Raw genomic sequence first — 18,694 nt, 5'->3', positions numbered from 1 at the left:
CTGTTTAGCAAATATCTGTAGGATAAGCGATATTTTATAAGATTTTTCAATTAATTTTTTATTTTGGGAATATTATAAAAAGAACTTTTGAGCTTATTGGTTAAAAATTAATCCACTAGATTATTACCGAATTACCAACCAGAATGATTTGAAAATTGCTATTTATCAGATTTTGAAGATTATTGAAAAATTTCACTGAAAATTATTTTTTAAATCATTTTAAAACCTATCCCATATGTATCCCTCTACATTACTTTTTCTTTTCCTTGCTTAAAAAAATCTTTTTAAACTAATGTTTTAAAAACAAGACAATTTTTTATCATTATCTTTGTATTATAATTAAAACCAAAATATCATAATTATAGAGAGAAATATTATGAATAGGTTTGCTAATTTTATAAAGATTATAAGTTTTTAAAATAATCATACCCATGATTAAATTGAGATATATCTCAAAAAGGAGAACATTCCGAGGCCCAATTTTTAAGCAGAATTTTCTTAATAACTCATTTAAATTTCGAATATTTATCTTTAAAATCATCTTAGACCTTTTATCCCTACTTCCTACACACAAAATGTTTATCATCGATAAAAAAGAAGCAACATCGAAATTATTTAGAAATCTCTATTTTTAGATTAATTGTGTCTAAGGGAAAAGTATAATCTTTTTTAACATATTCAGGGATAAAAAATTTCTCACGGTCGTCTAGATAAAATTTAGGGGATACCTTTGTTGAATCATAGATAAAATATTCTATCTGTTTTTCAATTTCCTCATAGATGGGCAAATAACAAGAAAGATTTTTGGAAAAACGATTTAAATACACATATGCTTGATAACCAATCATTACTCCCAATTCTATATTTTTAGGGTCAAAATTTTTTTCTTTTAATTCAACAAAAATTTTAGTGAGGTCATCATCCGTCAAATCGGTTGCTCCTTCAAAAACTTCCCAAAAAATTTTCTTAAAAATCGCAAGATTTAAAAGATTTATTTGGGGATAAATCTTTTCACTAATATATTTGATAAAAAATAATGAATTTCTACTTCGGTCAATATCATCATGGGGATAACGATAACGATTTTTTAGAAGTTCTTGAAGATCTGCTGGATTATTAACTTCTACATTTCTTACCCGAAAAACTTTTACAAAAGGTTTCAAAAGATTGACCAATTTCTGAAATCTGACAAAATCAACAGTTAAATATCGATCAATCTCAATGTTAAAATTTTTCTTTATTGTTTTAATTAATAAAAACTCTCCACCATAAAAATAACTGTGATTTATCTTATCCAAATTATTAAAATCTTTATTAGATTTTTCCTTAGTATAATTAGGAATGCTAACCAACATATCCCGAGGAATATTGAGAATCTTAACTTTTCCTTTATCAAAATTGATATGAACAATATTTATAACATCACTTCGAGCTCTCTTTTCCAATATTAACTCCTCCTTGCCATTAGGTAATTTTTTCTTGCTAATTATTAATGCATCTTTTGCTATCAAAAGAATATTTACTTTGTTTTTTAAAGTAGAATGATATTGGGGATTTCTTATTGGCAGAATTTTATTATTTTTTTGATATAGAATAAGCAAACACAACATTAGAAGAAAGATTATTAAAGAGGGAAGAAATATTTTTTTTCCCATTTAATCTTTTCTCTTTTGTAAACTCAAATCATAAAGAGAAATCCCTTTTTCGTGGGCAATCCATAATTTATTATTATCCACTTTTAAAGAATAGATATTTTCACCAATTAAACCATCTTCTTTTATTAAATATTGAAATAATTTTTTCTTAGTATCAAAAAAAATGATTTGATTATTAACATTCATTATTAAATAGTTGTCGAAATTAGTTAATTCCCTTACCGGTATTGATAAATCTCCACCAGGAATAATAATTTTTTCCCATTGCTGATTACTATATATTAACAATCCGCCCCGAATTCCAAAATACCAATCTCTTTTTATCGGCAAAAAAGAAAAAACACCAAATTTCATTTCCGGCGGTTGATTAATCCAATTCAAAAACCTACCATTTTGATAATCAAACAGATAGACACCTTCATTGGTTAAAATTATTAAAGTATCTTTCAAAAGATACAAGTTTTCTACCCAACAAGGGACTTCAACTTTTATTGGTTCAAAATAAGTCTCCAAAAAAAGATAAATATTATTTTCCCAAGCACAAGCAAAAGAATTTTCTAAACCAGCAAACTTGACAAAAGGTCTTTTAAAAAATATTTCTAAGAATTTATCTTTTAACAAGGGTTTCTCTTCGTTATAAAATTTATTATATTGAAGAATAAAAAAACGCCATTCAGATATTTCGTTAGCCGTTTTTATAAAAAAATCGTCACCCAATAACCAAATATTTTCTTCCAATTTTAAGATTTTTTTTATTTTGCTTAAATTATTATTAAAAGGAAAAACTTTTATCAAATTTTTAGTTACAATATCAAAAACTAAAATTCCATAACCATCCGCACTTACCCATAAATTCCTCTTTATTAAAAAAACTTCCTTATAAAAGTACTTATTTAAATTTTTATCCACATAATAATAAGGAGTAAGAAAAGAAAAATCTTGAGGCAAATACCTTTTCCTTTCGCCATACCAAAAAAGAGTGGTATCTTTTATTTTTTCAATTTTAAATAATTTTTTCTTTTTTTTATCCCAACAATAATTAGCATCATCGGTAATAAAATACAAAAATTGTTTACCAACACCGATCGCTTTTGGTATTATGGTTAATTTAAAAATTTCTCTTTTTTTAGTAAAAGGATGATAATTCATTAAATTCGCATTATTATCTATTAACCAGAGAGAGTTTATTTCTCGGTCATAGGCCACTAATTTTAAATTTTCTAAGATTCCGTCAAATTTTGTCAATGTTTTTAAGTATTTTATTTTTTGAGTATCAAATAATAAAATGCCATTGGTTACCCCCACATACACTGTTTTTTCATCGCCGGTGATGGTTAAAACGGTATCAAAGGCTAAATAATTTGTCCATAATTTTTCATTATAAATTGTCAAAATTAAAAATAAAAAGAAATTAACCATCCAAAATTTTCTTTATCGCCTTGGGAAGATAAAGCAAGATATCAGAAGCGATAAAATCGTATTCGCTTCGGTCTTCCAAAGCTACGTCAGCGGCCAATCCGTGAAGATAAACACCTGTGATGGCGGCTTTTTCTGCCGTTAATTTTTGAGCTAATAAACCAGTAATAAAACCGGTTAAAACATCTCCTGTACCACCACTTGCTAATCCTGAATTTCCAGTAGAATTGATATAAACAATCCCTTGGGGAGTTCCAATTACTGTTGGTGAACCTTTTAAAACCAAATAAACATTATATTCCTGGCTAAAAGAACGAGCAATTTCTATTCTATCCTCATTAATCTTGTCGGGAGAAATTTTAATTAACCGACTCAACTCACCAGGATGGGGAGTTAAAATTATGTCGGTATTTTTTGTTAAATCTTTTAATAAATCCACTTTTTCACCCAAACAATTGATACCGTCAGCATCAACAACTATGGGAATTTTTCTTTGGCTTATAAGAGCGAGAATTTCTTTCACAAATATTTTTGTTTTTTCAGCAGTACCTATGCCTGGGCCAATTGCTACTGCATCTATCTTGCTAAGCAAATTGCTAATCTTTTCTAAATTAGTCAACGAATAACCATCTTCCCAATCTAACGAAACTTTTACTACTTCTGTAAGTTTTGCTTCAACAACATCAATAATTGTGTTTGGTGTGGCTAGATACACTAAACCCGAACCGATTTTTAAAGCTCCCAAAGCTGTCAGACAAGCGGCTCCGCTATATCCGCGAGAACCAGAAATTACCAAACACATTCCAAATGTTCCTTTATGTCCCCAACTTACTCTTACTGGTAAAATTTTTTTTATATCTCTTTCTTCTACTAAATAGGTATTGCCCTGATTATTAAAATATTCATAAAAAGTCCCAATATCACCAACAAATATTTTTCCGGCAAAATCTCTCGCCGGTGGTAAGACCAAAGTTCTTTTCATAAAACCCATAGTTACCGTAATATCTGCCTTTACACAAAGATTGGCCACTTTACCATTATCCATTACTCCCGAAGGAACATCAACAGCGATTATTGGCCAACTTTTTTGATTAATAAACTCAATCGCCCTTTTATATATCCCCGATACCTCTCCTTTAAAACCGGTGCCAAAAATGGCATCAATTATATAAATCTCTTTTTTACTATCTTGTAAGAGATTACTAAAAGAAAAAGTTTCGTCTTCCGTTTCAATTATCTCGCCACCCATATTTTTATATCTTTCAGCATTTATCCGCGCATCTCCTTTTAATTCATTAAACTTTCCCAACAAAATAACCTTAACTTCCGCTCCCTTATTTAGTAAAAACCGAGCACAAACAAACCCATCGCCACCATTATTTCCTTTCCCACAGAAGATAAGAAAACTTTTATTAGGAAAATCTTTTTCAGAAATATTATAGATTTTTTCTAGATATTCAACAACACTTCGTCCTGCATTTTCCATCAGAATAATAGTAGGAATATTCCATTTCTCAGCTGATTCTCGATCAATTTCTGACATTTCTTTTTGATTTACTACTCGCTTCATTTACCAATTATAATTTCATCATTGAAAAAAGTCAATTTATTATTAAAATTTAATTATGAAAATTATCAAACCAAAAGATGGTGAAATTTTAGATATTGAATTAGAAGAAAGTCTGTTAAGAAAAAACAAGGAGATCGCCGAGGAAAATAAAAAGATCTTTAATCAATACGGAATAAAGGCCATTGATATTCTTGGTTCTATCGGCAGCGGGAAGACAACTTTGATTTGTCAAGTTGTTAAAAAATTAAAAAAAGAATATAATATTGCTGTAATTGCTGGAGATTTAACTACGAAAATCGATGCTGATTTAATTAGAAAAAATGGTGCTAAAGTAATCCAAATAAACACTGGTAAGGAATGTCATTTAGATGCTCAATTAGTAAATGAAGCAATAAAAAATTTACCTTTAAAAGATATCAATCTTCTTTTTATTGAGAATGTTGGCAATCTAATCTGTCCGGCAGAATTTCCTCTTGGTGCTCATTATCGAATAGTAGTTTTTTCTTGTACCGAAGGCCCTTACACGGTTGTTAAACATCCCTACATTTTTAAAGAAGCCGATATGGTTGTGATTAATAAAATTGATTTAGCGAAAAAAATGGGGGTTTCTTTAAATAAATTTAAGAAAGATATAAAGAAAATTAAACCTTCAGTTCCGGTTATAGGAACAATTGCTAAAAAGGGTAAAGGTATAGAGAAAATAGTAAAATTTTTAAAAAATGCATGAATTTGCTTGTGCCCAACAACTCATTAGAGTAATTCATCAGGTATGTAAAAAGTATCAGATTAAAAAAATTTATAAAATAAATATAAAAATTGGTAGTTTAACGTTAATTAATAAAGAACAGTTTGTTTTCTGGTTAAAAGAAGGATTAAAGGATACTCTCGCAAAAACCAGCCAAGTAGCTGTGTCAGAAGAAAAACCGGAAATTGAATGCAAAAATTGTGGTTATTACGGTGAAGCAAATTTAAAATTCCTTTATATCTGTCCTAAATGTTCTTCTCCAAAAATTCTTTTTAAAAAAGGAGATGATTATTATTTAGAAAGTATTGAAGGTGAATAAGAATGATAAAAAAATTTTAAATCTTTTACCCTTAGTTACTAAACCTATTAGATATACTGGAGGCGAATACAATCTTTTTCCTCTTTCAATAAAAAAAGATACTGTTAAAGTTTGTTTAGTTTTTCCAGAAATTTATGAAATTGGAATGTCGAATTATGGGTTAAAAATTCTTTATTCCAAACTAAATTATCACAAAAACACTATCTGTGAACGAAGTTATGCTCCGGCTTTAGATTTTGGAGAAAAATTAAAAAAACATGATATTCCTCTTTTTTCATTAGAAAACAAATTACCTCTTTTTAAATTTGATATTATCGGATTTTCTTTACAATCAGAATTAAATTATCCTAACGTATTATATTGCTTATCTTTGGGTAAAATACCACTGCGTACAGAAGAACGTCTCGATACTAATTCACCATTAATTATTGCTGGCGGGCCATGTACTGTAAATCCATTACCAATGACACCTTTTATTGATGCCTTCGTTATCGGTGACGGAGAAGAGGTAATCTTAGAAATGGTAGAAATTTATCGGACCTTTAAAAATAACAAAAAAGAAATATTAGAAAATTGGGCAAATTTAGAAGGTGTTTATGTACCATTAATTCATAAAAAAGAAAAAGTGATAAAAAGAAGATACATAAAAGAATTAAAAGAAGAAGATTTCCCTTTTCCTCCTTTAGTACCAATTTGCGAAATTGTTCACGATCATTTAACAATTGAAATCTCTCGCGGTTGTGGTCGAGGATGTCGCTTTTGCCAAGCAGGATTTGTTAATCGACCAGTAAGAATTCGACCAATTGAAGAAATTAAAAAATTAGCTTTAAAGGCAATAAAAGCTACCGGTTACGAAGAAATTTCTTTACTCTCTTTTTCGGCTGGTGATTATCCTAATTTAGCTTTTCTTTTAAGTTCTTTAAATGAAATTTTACATCCTTATTTAGTTGCCCTTTCCCTTCCTTCCCTTCGGGGCGAAGATTTCAACGAAGAAATTATTAACCAGCTAAAATTTATTAAAAAATCCGGAATTACTTTCGCTCCGGAAACAATTTCTTCTCGTTTAAAAAAGGTCATCAACAAAGAAATTTCTAACGAAAAGATTATTCAAGCAACTGAGACTTTGATAAAAAATAATTGGCAAGGAATCAAATTTTATTTTATGATTGGCCTACCTACAGAAAAAGAAGAAGATATAAAAGAAATTGCTTATTTCTTAAATTTTTTAGGAAAAATTGCTAGAAATAAGGAGTTACGAATCTCTATTTCTCCTTTTATTCCTAAACCTCATACTCCTTTTCAATTCTGTGGTTTTGAAGATAAAGGTTTACTTTCAGAAAAAATTAAAATTTTAAAAAGTTTAGTAAAATCCAAAAACGTTCGAATAAGATATGAAAATTTTGAACAATCCGAAATTCAAGCAGTTTTAGCAAGAGGAGACGAGAAAGTATCCTTCGTTATCGAAGACATTTTTAAGAACCAAGGATTTTTTCAAGATTGGACAGAATATTTTAAATATCAATTGTGGATAGATAGTTTTTCCAAAAATCAAATTGATAAAGAAAATTATCTCAAAGAAAGAAAACCCAATGAACCCTTACCTTGGGAATTCATTGATATTGGTTTATCCAAGAATTTTTTTATTGAGAGTTATCAAAAAGCCCTATCTTATCAAGAAAAAACAGAATTTTGTTCTTTCAAAATTACCAAAAAAGAAACCATTTTATCCAAAGAATTTTCAACTTTTTTAAAACCACCTTCTTCCCTTTCTATTTACAAAAGGTTCCGAGTAAAATTTAAAGTAGAAGAAAACTTCCGTTTTGCTTCTCATTTAGATATTGTTCGTGCAATCTATCGGACAATAAGAAGAGCTTGTTTGCCCGTACTTTCTTCATCGGGTTTTTCTCCACGATATTTAGTTTCCTTTGGTCCGCCTCTCCCAGTAGGGGTAATTTCGGAAGGCGAATATTTTGACATTTTTCTAAAAATTGATTATAATGGTAATTTAATAAAAGATTTAGGTAGTTATATGCCAAAAGATTTAATAGTTATTGATTTCAAAGAAATAAAAAAAGAGACTCCCAGTTTGGGGAAGTCAATCAAATTTTTAAAATATCAAATTATCTTACCAGAATCGATTAAAAAAAATATAAATTTAGTTAATTCTTCTTATTACTCTGTTAAAATTTCTGACAACATTTTAGAAATCCTTTTACCTTTCCAACCAGGAGTAAAGCTTTACCCTACTCTTAGTAAAATCTTGGGTTTAGAAGAGGAGACAATAAAATTATTATCCATTAAAAGAGTAGAACATTATCTGATAAAAAATGATAAATTAATAACACCTTTAGAAGATGATTAAACCTAAAACCACTATTATAATCACTCACAAATTTAATGATACCCGAGTAGCAATTTTAGAGAACGGTCGTTTAGTAGAGTTTTATATTGAACGTGAAGGAATTGAAAATAATGTGGGAAAAATATTTAAAGGAAAAGTGGAAAATATTGTAAAAGGATTGCGGGGGGCTTTTGTAAATATTGGCTTAAGGAAAAATGGCTTTTTGCCATTAGCAGAAATACCTGAAGAAATATTTGGAATTGACTTAGAGGAAGAGGAAGAAAAAATTAAAAGACCTAAAAAAGAAGAATTACCGATAAATATTGGTGATCAAATTTTCTGTCAAGTAGTCAAAGAACAAATTGGTGAAAAGGGCGCTCGCTTAACTTCTTTTATTCATTTGCCTGGTAAATATGTGGTATTTTTCCCTACTATCTCCCGCATTGGCGTATCTCAACGGATTGCTAACAAAAAAGAAAGAAATCGGTTAAAAGAGATTGCTAAAAAATTAAAAAAACCTAACCGTGGATTAATTATTCGGACAGCAGCTGAAAATATGCCCGAGGAGGTAATTGTTCGAGATTATCATTATTTAGAAGGCAAATGGGAAGAAATTGAAAGAGAATTTCAGAAATCCCGAGCTCCCCGTTTGCTTTATAGAGAACCAAAATTAGCATTAAAAATTGTGCGGGATCTTTATACTTTGGACACCGAAGCTATTTATATAGATGACCGAAATCTTTATTATGAAATATGTAACTATATAAAAAATTATACTCCCGAATTGTTTAATAAAGATAAAATTATTTTTTATGAAGATAAAGAACCTATTTTTAAGAAATTCAAAATTGATGAAGAGTTAGAAAAAGCACTGGCAAGAGAAATTCCTTTAAAAAGTGGTGGCTTTATCACTATTGACCAAACCGAAGCCTTAGTCACTATTGATGTAAATACGGGAAGCTTTGCTTCTGAAGAAGATCCTGAAACATTGATATTGCAAACAAATTTAGAAGCAGCTGCTGAAATCGCTCGCCAAATTAGATTGCGAGATTTATCTGGTCTGATTATCATTGATTTTATTGATATGCGTGAACAAAAAAATCGGGAAAGAGTATATCAGGAATTAAAATTATGTTTAGCTAATGACCGAGCAAAAGCTGATTTTGGTAAATTAAGCCGTTTTGGATTAGTGGAAATGACCCGAGAAAAAACTCGACCGAGTTTATTTTTTACCCTTTGCGAAGAATGTCCAGCTTGTAAAGGTAGAGGGAGAATTTTGGATCGGTACGAAGTTTGTTTAAAAATTGAAAGTTATTTAATAAATAAAACTGAAAAAATAAAAGGGAAAAAAATTCTTCTGTTGGTTTCTCCCTATCTTTATGAATTTTTAACCAATGAATGGAATGAAAGATTAAATCAACTTATCAAGAAAATCGGGGTTCATTTAGAATTAAAAATGAATCCCAAATTTAAATATGATGAATACAAATTTTTGGAAGAAATTTAATCTTATTGACTTTTTATTTATTTTTTTTAATATTTTAAAGGAAACTAAATAAGGAGGAAAGATGATACAGGAATTCATTAAGGGTGGTGGTATAATGTGGTTTTTATTAGCATGTGCCATTCTTGGTATTGCTTTAGTTATTGAACGGTTTATTACTCTTTTCATTGTTGCTTCCCTAAATGCTAAAAAATTTACCCGTGAACTTATTTCTTTAATTGAAAAAGAAGGAATAGAGGCAGGAACTAAATTTTGCCAAAAAACCCGCAGCCCAGTATCTCGGGTTCTTCTTGCAGCCTTGGAAAAAGCAAAAGAAGGTAGGAGTGCCATGGAAGAGGCTGTTACCCGAGCAGGTCTCTCGGAATTAGGTTTCCTAGATCGAGGAATGAATTTGATGGGTGGTTTAACTATGGTAGCTCCTTTCTTTGGGTTTTTAGGTACAGTTACCGGAATGATTCGCGCTTTTGCAGCGGTAGCAGCTGTAGGAGAAGTAGAACCAGCAGTAGTGGCTTCAGGTATTTCTGAAGCTCTTATAACCACTAAGTGGGGATTAATGATTGCTGCTCCGTTAGCAATTATTCACATTCTTTACCAAATGAAAATCAACAGCTACACCCGTGATTTGGAAACATCAGCAGCTACTTTAATTGAATATTTAACAAAACAACAACATGTTTAAAAGAAAAAGTGAACAAAAAATTTCTATTCCCACAGCTTCTACTGGCGATATTGCCTTTCTATTGATTATTTTCTTTATGGTAACTTCTATTTTTTCTCGCGAAAAGGGTTTAAAAATTGTTCTTCCGCCAAAAGGAGCGGAAGTTAAGGTAAAAAAAGAAAATATTTTAATAATAACAGTAAATCCTTATGGCGAAGTCATGATTGGTGACCAAAAAGTCACTATTCCGGAAATTAAATCAATTGTTCAAGAAGCGTTAAGTAAAAATCCGGAATTGGTTGTTGCTTTAAAAGTCTCTCGAAAGGCTCCTTATAAAATTATGATTGATGCCTTTGACCAGTTAAAATTAGCAAAGGCTGAAAAAATTAGTCTGACTCCTGTGAAGGAGGAATAATGATGAAAAAATTTTTAATTAAAAGAGAAACTCCCGAAATACCGAGTGCTTCTACTGGTGATATTGCTTTTCTTCTAATCATCTTTTTTATGCTTACTACTGTTTTAAGAACAGAAATAGGACTAAAGGTAAACTTACCACAGGCAGAAGCAACAGAAAGATTGATAAAAAGAAGAAATGTTGCCCATATCTGGGTAGATAAAACCGGAAAAATTACTATTGATGATAATGTATTAGATTTAACCGGTGTTACAAACGTAATGCTTTTAAAAATTGCTGATAATCCAGAATTAATAGCAGAAATTATGGCTGATAGCGATGTAGACTACGGAAGAATAAATGACGTATTAGAGGCCCTAAAAGAAGCCCAGGCTTTTAAAGTAGTATTTGCTACTGAATATAAAAAATTGGGAGGTGAATTATGAACAACAAAATTTTTGAATGGGACGAGTATTATTCCCTAATGTTTCGTGTGGGGTTAATACTTGCGTTGGCATTTGTCTTATTGGTTTTTATAATTTTTCCTAAGGAATTTTTCTATCGTCCTTATATTCCTAAAAAAGAAGTGGGAACGATTTTAGAACAATTACCACCGGAGTTAGAACAAATTGCTGAACCGCCACCTGTCGAAAGACCCAAAATTGCTGTGGTCTCTGAAGCACAAACAGGTGAAGAAGCAGAAGAAGTTACCTCTATTGGGAAAACTGAATTTAGTGAGATATATAAAAAGACAGAAGAAACAGAAATACCTATTGTTCCTTTTTGGAAGGTAGAAGTAAAACCTAAAGAAGTATATTTACCAAAACCAGTATATCCGGAAATTGCTCGCCAATTAGGTCATGAAGGAGATGTGGTGGTAGAAGCACTGGTAGATATAGATGGAAGTATTGCCGATGTGAGAATTTTGAAATCTTCTGGAAATCCCGAGTTAGATAAAGCAGCAATGGACGCCGCCCGACAAGCAAAATTCACACCAGCAAAACAAAGAGATATGCCGGTAAGAGTTTGGGTAAGTATTCCTTATAAATTTAGACTTAAATAAAAAGGAGGAAAATATGAAAAAAATAAGTATTTTTATTTTTTTTATTCCTTTTTTATTTTCTTTACCAAAAAGTGAATTTTTAACTTCTCAATATCGCCAACCATACTCTCCTCTTCCCTTTTCTACCGGCCTAGAAAAAATCTTTTTACCAGTTAACACTTCTCTTACTTTCACTACTTCACCAGGAATTCTTCTTTCACGAACTTTTATTGATTATCAATCTAATGGCACTTTGGGCTCAAGGATAGAGTTTGCTAACAATACTTGGGGATTTGATTGGATGCACTCACCTGATTCAAATTCTTCTTATCCAAATCGTTATTGTTATTATAATGCCTATTTTGATGATACTGTCCAATTAGGAATGGGAGTTCAAGCAAGTGGTAATTATCGAGCAGGATATGTAACTTTTGGAATGTTTCCTGATGGAAAGGCTTGCTGCTTTTTCCATCATACAAGAGAAGGTGTAACCTATTCGGCTTTAACAATTGAAATTGCTCCCCAAACAGGAATATTTGGTGACCCAATTGAACCCGATGTAAATCTTTCACCTTATGGTCACGAAATTATTTGGCCACATGGCACAATTGGTAACAATGGAATTATTCATGTTTTAGGATACGGAAGGCCACCAACTGCCGGTGCTTCAGAAGATTTCTATTACTCCCGTTCTACCGACGGTGGTAATACTTTTACTAATTGGATGCCAATAATGAATGATACAGTAATGGCTTGTCTCTCTGGTGATATATATGCCCAACCAAATGGTGATAAAGTAGTCATTGCCTATACTTCTGATCTACCAGAAATACATTCGCAAGTTTTACAAAATGTCTGGATAAGAGAATCTTATGACCGTGGTGCTACTTGGCAACCGCCGAGGCAAATTACAAACTATCCATACCCAACCGATACTTTGCCTCATGAATTTGCCTATGCTGATTGTGACGCTATTTATGATTTAAACGGCAATTTACACGTTGTTTGGACAGAAATCTTATCAATGGTTGGTAGCCAAGGACCGGCAACTTATCCTGGCTTTTCAAGAATTAGACATTGGAGTGAAGAAACTGGAATAACTTTGGTATCCGGTATCGGACATTTACAAGTAGTTGGTGACTCCTGGTGGTATTCGCCTTATCCCAATGTTAATAATGATGCTTGGCGAAGACCGGCTGATAGACCACAATTAGCAATTGATAATTATGGAAATCTTTATTGTGTTTGGGTTGGTAATTTAGATACCAATGACATTTCTCAAGGAAGAAGAATAAACGGAGAATTGTATGCCGCAGTTTCTACTGATGGTGGAAGAACTTGGGGAGTAAAAGGAAGAATTGGTGAAGTATTAAATTTAACAAACTCACCCAGTCCTGGAGCCCCTCCTGGAATGTGTGAAGATGATGATTACTTCTCCTTAGCACCTTTTGCTGTTGACGGCTATTTACATATTACTTATATTAATGATAAAGATGCTGGTGGTGTTCCACAGCAAGAAGGAGTAGTTACTAATAACCCAGTTCTTTATTTCCGAGTTCCGTGCTCTTTACTTGTGGAAGTTGGTATTGCGGAAAATAATAATAAATATTCTCCAAAACCCAATTTTTTTATCTCTCCTAATCCAGCGAGTAAAAAAATCAATATTATCTATTCACTACCAAAATCTTCACCAATAACAATTGCTATTTTTGACATTAGTGGTAAAATGGTAGAAATTTTAGAAAATACGACAAAAGAAAAAGGAAATTATAAATTAACTTGGGATGCTGAGGGAAGAAAAGGCACTTATTTTTGCCTATTTAATGACGGAAAGAAAATATATAAGAAAAAAATAATAATAAATTAAAAGGAGGAAAAATGCGCAAATTATTAATTATTTTTATTCCTTTATTAATTGTATTTGCCCTTCCTAAAGAATATTTAATTCCTATAAAAGCTCTTCCTCCCGAATTGAAAGCCGATTTTCCAAAAGTAAAAGAAACGAAAATAATTAAAGAAAGAACCCCTCTTCCTACCTGGCAACCGGTTGGCAGAGTAGATACTGTTTTCTTCACCACTTATGATTGGCAGTTTAACAGCCATATGCGACAAAGAATTTATAACGATCCTGGTCGCGGTGTTCATGTGACAGGAATGACTTCTCTCCAACCATCTAATTTTCCCGACAGAAATATGAGATATAATTTCTACGATCGTGCTACCCAGTCTTGGGCATTTGGTCAAGATGGGATTGACGCAATTAATGCCCGTTGCGGTTTTGGAAATATTGATGTTAATCCAATGGAAGGAAACGAATTTATTGTTGGACATGTTGCCGGCACTCAATATCTCGTTCCAAGAATTGCAAAAGATATTGCTCCCGGACAAGGAATCTTTGATTATGGTGATTGCCAAGAAGGTTATTTATGGCCACCCATTGCTATAACAAGTAACGGTTGGATTCATGTAGCAGCAGTTGAAGATGACCCAGGAGGAGCAAGAGAAAGAGTTTTTTATATTAGAATGCGTGATTGGCCAACTCCGGAAGAACCAAGATTGATTGCTCCTCAACCCGGTGAACCTATTGCTCCCCAAGGCGATGCCCACGGAATATTTGCTTCTAAAACAAGTGATAAAGTAGTAATTTTCTGGACAGAATGGGATGGCACAGGCCCAGATAGCGGTGCTTATAGAATTTCCACTGATGGTGGCGAAACTTGGAGTGATGTAATTCCTTTTCCATTTCCAGAAATTTTTACACCGGGAAGCGAAACATTACCTGAACTTTGGCTACCTTCTGTGGGAGGTTTCTTTGATAGAGAAGATAGACCTAATTTCGTTCTCTGTTTCACACCTAATATAAGAGATACTGGTAGAGTAATTCCAGTGGAAATGTGGCATTATGTACCAGGAAGAAATCCGGAATTAACAAGAATTTGCCGAATTATGCCCGAAACCTTAGCAGCTACTGTTGGTTATAATGCTATTTTTGCTGGTAGACCATCTATTGGTCAAAACTTACAAAATGGGAATCTTTATGTAGTTTGGGAACAGTTTGATCCAGTAAATTATGAGCCAACAACTCAAAGATTAAGAGCTGATATTTGGGGAACTGCTTCTACCGATGGTGGTTTAACTTGGGCACCACCAAAAAGAATTACTGAACCTGACCAAACTTCAAAGAGATTTCCGTTCTTAGCTCCAATTGTTGATGATATGTGTTGGATTGTCTATTTAGTTGATTTAGTTTCGGGATTTTATGTCCAAGGTGAAGGAGCGATGTCTATGAACCCATTTGTTGTTCATCAGGTTCCAAGGGAATATTTAGAAACCGGTATTGTGGAAACAAAAGAAAATAAATTATTTGCCTTAAAAGTCTATCCCAATCCGATTAGAAAACATGCTTATCTTGCGCTTAATTTAGAAAAAGAGACAAAAGTAGATATCTCTTTGACTGATGTTAATGGTAGAATAATTATGAATTTATTAAATAAAAATCTTCCAAAAGGAAGCCACAATTATCAATTCCGAATTCCCCAAGAACTGAAAAATGGCATTTATTTCTTAACTGTAAAGATAAATAATCTAACCGAAAGATATAAGTTAATAATCAACAACTAAAAACCTCAAAAGGAAAGGGGAGGCGGAATTTTTAACCGTCTCCCCTTCTTATTTATGAGGAAAATAATATTTTTTGTAATCTTTTTTATCTTTTGCCAAAAGGAAAATATCTTTGAGGATGATAAAGAATTAGTTAACCAATTTTTAAAAGAAAATAAGAAAATTATTTCGATTTATTCTTTTTTAGAAAAAAGACCAATAGATTTCTTTTATTCTTCTCTTCTTCTTCCTTGTGATACTATCTATCGAAATCAAAAAGTTTTTGAAAAAATCGCTCATCTTATTGGTTTTTATCGAATAAGTTACGATACCTTCTCTTTTGATTCGTCAAAATTTTTTGTTGAAAATAAAGATACTTTTTGTGAAATCATTCATTTAGATTCTATGCGTCACGTAATAGCAATTATTCAGTATGATTCCCTTTGGCAGATATTTTTTAATGATACGGGAGTTTTAGAAAGTATTAGAAAAATTAATTACGGCATAACAGAGTATGAAAAAATCTATCCCATCTGTGCACAAAAAAAGATTATTTTAAGAAAAGAAAATGGTAAATATCAATTTTATAAAATTTCGCCAATAAACTCTTTTTTTCCCAATTTAGATACTGCTCCGGAAATTGATTTTATTAATCTAAAAAATAAATCTTCAATCACTATTGACTCCAGTTTCTTTAAAAATTTATTTTCCTTAGAGGAATTGCCCAGTTTATCCATTAATGATTCAATTATTATTGAAATAAAAATAAAGGAAGAAAATTTAAAGGAATGCTTCATTTTTCTCCATTATCAAAATCAAAGATTTCTCTTTAAGAAAGAGAATAATATTTTTTATTTAAAAATAAAACCAAATAAAGAGGGATTAACCTATTTAACAATTGAGATTTTAACTTCCCAAACTCTTTTTTATTTCAAAGAAAAATTTATTTATCATCTCTATCAAATTCCAATTTTTATAAAGGGATAATATTTTAGGTTCCCAACTGCCAAGAAATAAGATATTTTTCTTGCTCTTTTGTTAGCCTATCTATTTTTATTCCCATTGATTTCAATTTTAAATAAGCAATTTCTTTATCAATTTCTAATGGTAATTTGTAAACTTTATTTTCTAATTTATTACGATTTTTTACTAAATATTCACAAGCCAAGGCTTGATTAGCAAATGACATATCCATTACCACTGCCGGATGTCCTTCTGCTGAAGAAAGATTTACTAACCTTCCTTCAGCTAAAAGATAAATTCTTCTTTTATTTTTCAATAAGTATTCTTCACAAAATTCTCTTATTTTTCTTTTTTTAATACTTACTTCTTTTAAACCCTTTTTATCAATTTCAACATCAAAATGTCCAGCATTACATAAAATTGCTCCATCCTTCATTAAAAGAAAATGTTTTTTATTTATTACATTAATATTGCCGGTAGCGGTGATAAACAAATCACCAATCCTCGAAGCCTCGACTAAACTCATTACTTCGTAACCATCCATTTTCGCCTCTAATGCTTTGATTGGGTCAACTTCACAAATTATTACTTGAGCACCCATTCCTTTTGCCCGCATTGCGATACCACGACCACACCAGCCATAACCACAAATGACCACTGTTGAACCACTAAAAAGAAAATTTGTTGCTCGTAAGATTCCATCAATTGTTGACTGACCTGTTCCATAACGATTATCAAAGAGATATTTAGTATAAGAATCGTTTACCGCAATTATCGGATATTTTAAAACACCTTCTCTCTCCATATTTTTCAATCTGATAACTCCAGTAGTGGTTTCTTCTGTTCCACCAATTACCTCATCAATCAAATCCTTTCTTTCTTTATGTAATGTGGAAACCAAATCAGCACCATCATCAATAGTAATGTTCGGCTTTTGCTCCAAAACTTGATGAATATGAAAATAATAAGTTTTTTTGTCTTCCCTTTTAATAGCAAATACTGGAATCTCCATTTCTTTAACAAGATAAGCAGCCACATCATCTTGAGTAGAGAGAGGATTAGAAGCACATACTCTAATAATTGCTCCACCTTTTTTTAAAACAATCAGCAAATTAGCTGTTTCTGTGGTGATGTGAAGACAGGCAGAAATTTTTATATTTTTAAAAGGTTTTTCTTTTTCAAATCGTTCGCCAATCAATTTCAAAACGGGCATAAATCTTCCCGCCCATTCTACACGTGTCCTACCAAGAGCAGATAAATTAATATCTTTTATATGAAATTTCATCTCTTATATTCCTAACCGTTCCCGAATCTCTTTTACCATATCTAGTTTTTCCCAAGTAAAATCTTCTTCTTCCCGACCAAAATGACCATAACAAGCAGTAGGCAAATAAATTGGTCTTCTTAACTTCAAGTGTTCAATCATTCCCTTAGGCGTAAAATCAAACATTTCCTTTACCAATTTTAATAAAACCTCGTCTTTCACTTTTCCAGTGTTAAAAGTATTTAAACTAATATGAAGAGGTTCAGGTCGGCCAATCACATAAGCAACACTGATTTCCACTTCATCACATACACCACTAGCAACTAAATTTTTCGCTACATATCTTGCCATATAAGAAGCACTCCGATCAACTTTTGTTGGATCTTTGCCAGAAAAGGCTCCGCCACCATGCCTTACTTTGCCTCCATAAGTATCAACAATTATTTTTCTACCGGTCATTCCAGTATCGGATTGGGGTCCACCGATAATAAATTTGCCTGTCTCATTAACATAAAATTTAGTATTCTTATCTAAATATTCTTCAGGAATTACCGCCTTTATAACTTTCTCAATTATTTCCTCTTTAGCCTCTTCTTTCATTCTTTCTCCTGTACTATCCAAAACTTCTTCAGTATGTTGAGCAGCTATCACTACACTATCAACCCTCACCGGTTTACCATCGTGATATTCTACTGTTACTTGTGATTTTCCATCAGGTCCTAAATAGGGTAAAATTTTTTTCTTTCTTACTTCTGCCAATCTTCTGGTCAATTTATGAGCTAAAATAATTGGTAGAGGCATATATTCCTTTGTTTCACGAGTAGCATAACCAATCATCAAACCTTGGTCACCGGCTCCGCCACGGTCAACACCAATCGCAATATCTGGTGATTGGGTACCAATGGCATTCAGTATTGCACAATTATCTGCTGATAATCCATATTTGGTGCTGGTATAGCCAATTTCTTTTAATAGATTCCTCACGACCTTTTGTAAATCAACCCATCCCTTGGTAGTTATTTCGCCACCAACAATTACTAACCCTACAGTAACAAAAGTTTCACAAGCCACCCGAGCATATTCATCTTGCCTTAAAATTTCATCCAAAACAGCATCGGAAATTTGATCACAAATTTTATCTGGATGCCCTTCTGTAACTGATTCGGAAGTAAAAAAATCTATTCTCATTTTTAAACTCCTTTTTATAAAAAAATTATATCTTA

At 31.8% G+C, this 18,694-nt stretch carries 16 protein-coding genes; 11 read left to right on the top strand and 5 right to left on the bottom strand.

The window, feature by feature from the left end; genetic code table 11:
• Positions 1-611: 611 nt before the first annotated feature.
• From ABIK75_01235 to ABIK75_01225, 3 genes are read right to left on the bottom strand one after another with little or no spacing between them, the layout of a single operon-like run.
• Positions 612-1,655, bottom strand: coding sequence for an LCP family protein (locus ABIK75_01235; GenBank protein ID MEO0089720.1), 1,044 nt, complete (start codon positions 1,653-1,655; stop codon positions 612-614).
• Positions 1,656-3,074, bottom strand: coding sequence for a hypothetical protein (locus ABIK75_01230; GenBank protein ID MEO0089719.1), 1,419 nt, complete (start codon positions 3,072-3,074; stop codon positions 1,656-1,658). It abuts the gene before it with no gap.
• Positions 3,067-4,641, bottom strand: coding sequence for an NAD(P)H-hydrate dehydratase (locus tag ABIK75_01225; protein ID MEO0089718.1), 1,575 nt, complete (start codon positions 4,639-4,641; stop codon positions 3,067-3,069). Before ABIK75_01225 ends, ABIK75_01230 begins: the two co-directional genes overlap by 8 nt.
• Positions 4,642-4,696: 55 nt before the next feature.
• Here ABIK75_01225 and hypB point away from each other — a divergent pair, with 55 nt between their 5' ends.
• The 11 genes from hypB (at position 4,697) to ABIK75_01170 (ending at position 16,231) form a co-directional block, all read left to right on the top strand.
• On the top strand, positions 4,697-5,368 hold the full coding sequence (gene hypB / locus ABIK75_01220) for a hydrogenase nickel incorporation protein HypB (GenBank protein MEO0089717.1): 672 nt from the start codon (positions 4,697-4,699) through the stop codon (positions 5,366-5,368).
• Positions 5,361-5,705: a hydrogenase/urease maturation nickel metallochaperone HypA gene (locus ABIK75_01215; GenBank protein ID MEO0089716.1), complete on the top strand. Its 345-nt coding sequence runs from the start codon at positions 5,361-5,363 to the stop codon at positions 5,703-5,705. Before hypB ends, ABIK75_01215 begins: the two co-directional genes overlap by 8 nt.
• The gene (locus ABIK75_01210; GenBank protein ID MEO0089715.1) at positions 5,698-8,067 is read left to right on the top strand and encodes a TIGR03960 family B12-binding radical SAM protein; all 2,370 of its coding nucleotides are present in this window, start codon (positions 5,698-5,700) and stop codon (positions 8,065-8,067) included. The genes ABIK75_01215 and ABIK75_01210 overlap by 8 nt, the downstream gene beginning before the upstream one ends.
• Positions 8,060-9,553, top strand: coding sequence for an Rne/Rng family ribonuclease (locus ABIK75_01205; protein ID MEO0089714.1), 1,494 nt, complete (start codon positions 8,060-8,062; stop codon positions 9,551-9,553). Before ABIK75_01210 ends, ABIK75_01205 begins: the two co-directional genes overlap by 8 nt.
• Positions 9,554-9,614: 61 nt before the next feature.
• Entirely contained in the window at positions 9,615-10,229 is a 615-nt protein-coding gene (locus tag ABIK75_01200; protein MEO0089713.1) for a MotA/TolQ/ExbB proton channel family protein, read from the top strand.
• Entirely contained in the window at positions 10,222-10,623 is a 402-nt protein-coding gene (locus ABIK75_01195) for a biopolymer transporter ExbD (GenBank protein MEO0089712.1), read from the top strand. Before ABIK75_01200 ends, ABIK75_01195 begins: the two co-directional genes overlap by 8 nt.
• Positions 10,623-11,048 carry a biopolymer transporter ExbD gene (locus ABIK75_01190; GenBank protein MEO0089711.1) on the top strand — a complete coding sequence of 142 codons (426 nt, stop codon included), beginning with the start codon at positions 10,623-10,625 and terminating at the stop codon, positions 11,046-11,048. Before ABIK75_01195 ends, ABIK75_01190 begins: the two co-directional genes overlap by 1 nt.
• Positions 11,045-11,665 carry an energy transducer TonB gene (locus tag ABIK75_01185; GenBank protein ID MEO0089710.1) on the top strand — a complete coding sequence of 207 codons (621 nt, stop codon included), beginning with the start codon at positions 11,045-11,047 and terminating at the stop codon, positions 11,663-11,665. The genes ABIK75_01190 and ABIK75_01185 overlap by 4 nt, the downstream gene beginning before the upstream one ends.
• 13 nt (positions 11,666-11,678) lie before the next feature.
• The gene (locus tag ABIK75_01180; GenBank protein MEO0089709.1) at positions 11,679-13,511 is read left to right on the top strand and encodes a T9SS type A sorting domain-containing protein; all 1,833 of its coding nucleotides are present in this window, start codon (positions 11,679-11,681) and stop codon (positions 13,509-13,511) included.
• 11 nt (positions 13,512-13,522) lie between these two features.
• The gene (locus tag ABIK75_01175; GenBank protein MEO0089708.1) at positions 13,523-15,265 is read left to right on the top strand and encodes a T9SS type A sorting domain-containing protein; all 1,743 of its coding nucleotides are present in this window, start codon (positions 13,523-13,525) and stop codon (positions 15,263-15,265) included.
• Between the two features lie 54 nt (positions 15,266-15,319).
• Positions 15,320-16,231: a hypothetical protein gene (locus ABIK75_01170; GenBank protein ID MEO0089707.1), complete on the top strand. Its 912-nt coding sequence runs from the start codon at positions 15,320-15,322 to the stop codon at positions 16,229-16,231.
• 4 nt (positions 16,232-16,235) lie between these two features.
• Here ABIK75_01170 and ahcY read toward each other — a convergent pair whose 3' ends face one another.
• Positions 16,236-17,492, bottom strand: a complete 1,257-nt coding sequence (gene ahcY / locus ABIK75_01165) for an adenosylhomocysteinase (protein ID MEO0089706.1) — start codon at positions 17,490-17,492, stop codon at positions 16,236-16,238.
• 3 nt (positions 17,493-17,495) lie between these two features.
• A complete protein-coding gene (gene metK / locus ABIK75_01160; GenBank protein MEO0089705.1) occupies positions 17,496-18,659 on the bottom strand; it encodes a methionine adenosyltransferase in 1,164 nt (387 codons plus the stop codon).
• Positions 18,660-18,694: the final 35 nt, after the last annotated feature.

The sequence above is a fragment of the candidate division WOR-3 bacterium genome (assembly GCA_039801725.1).
Lineage (GTDB): Bacteria > Hydrothermota > Tepidihabitantia > Tepidihabitantales > DTDR01 > DTDR01.
This window is presented reverse-complemented; position numbering and strand designations above follow the sequence as displayed.

Bases quoted from the DNA above. Each gene is read 5' to 3' on its own strand.
- ABIK75_01215 (MEO0089716.1), top strand. From the start codon at position 5,361: ATGCATGAATTTGCTTGTGCCCAACAACTCATTAGAGTAATTCATCAG.
- ahcY (MEO0089706.1), bottom strand. From the start codon at position 17,492: ATGAAATTTCATATAAAAGATATTAATTTATCTGCTCTTGGTAGGACA.
- ABIK75_01205 (MEO0089714.1), top strand. From the start codon at position 8,060: ATGATTAAACCTAAAACCACTATTATAATCACTCACAAATTTAATGAT.
- metK (MEO0089705.1), bottom strand. From the start codon at position 18,659: ATGAGAATAGATTTTTTTACTTCCGAATCAGTTACAGAAGGGCATCCA.
- ABIK75_01195 (MEO0089712.1), top strand. From the start codon at position 10,222: ATGTTTAAAAGAAAAAGTGAACAAAAAATTTCTATTCCCACAGCTTCT.
- ABIK75_01170 (MEO0089707.1), top strand. From the start codon at position 15,320: ATGAGGAAAATAATATTTTTTGTAATCTTTTTTATCTTTTGCCAAAAG.
- ABIK75_01185 (MEO0089710.1), top strand. From the start codon at position 11,045: ATGAACAACAAAATTTTTGAATGGGACGAGTATTATTCCCTAATGTTT.
- ABIK75_01175 (MEO0089708.1), top strand. From the start codon at position 13,523: ATGCGCAAATTATTAATTATTTTTATTCCTTTATTAATTGTATTTGCC.
- ABIK75_01235 (MEO0089720.1), bottom strand. From the start codon at position 1,655: ATGGGAAAAAAAATATTTCTTCCCTCTTTAATAATCTTTCTTCTAATG.
- ABIK75_01230 (MEO0089719.1), bottom strand. From the start codon at position 3,074: ATGGTTAATTTCTTTTTATTTTTAATTTTGACAATTTATAATGAAAAA.
- ABIK75_01200 (MEO0089713.1), top strand. From the start codon at position 9,615: ATGATACAGGAATTCATTAAGGGTGGTGGTATAATGTGGTTTTTATTA.
- ABIK75_01225 (MEO0089718.1), bottom strand. From the start codon at position 4,641: ATGAAGCGAGTAGTAAATCAAAAAGAAATGTCAGAAATTGATCGAGAA.
- hypB (MEO0089717.1), top strand. From the start codon at position 4,697: ATGAAAATTATCAAACCAAAAGATGGTGAAATTTTAGATATTGAATTA.
- ABIK75_01190 (MEO0089711.1), top strand. From the start codon at position 10,623: ATGATGAAAAAATTTTTAATTAAAAGAGAAACTCCCGAAATACCGAGT.
- ABIK75_01180 (MEO0089709.1), top strand. From the start codon at position 11,679: ATGAAAAAAATAAGTATTTTTATTTTTTTTATTCCTTTTTTATTTTCT.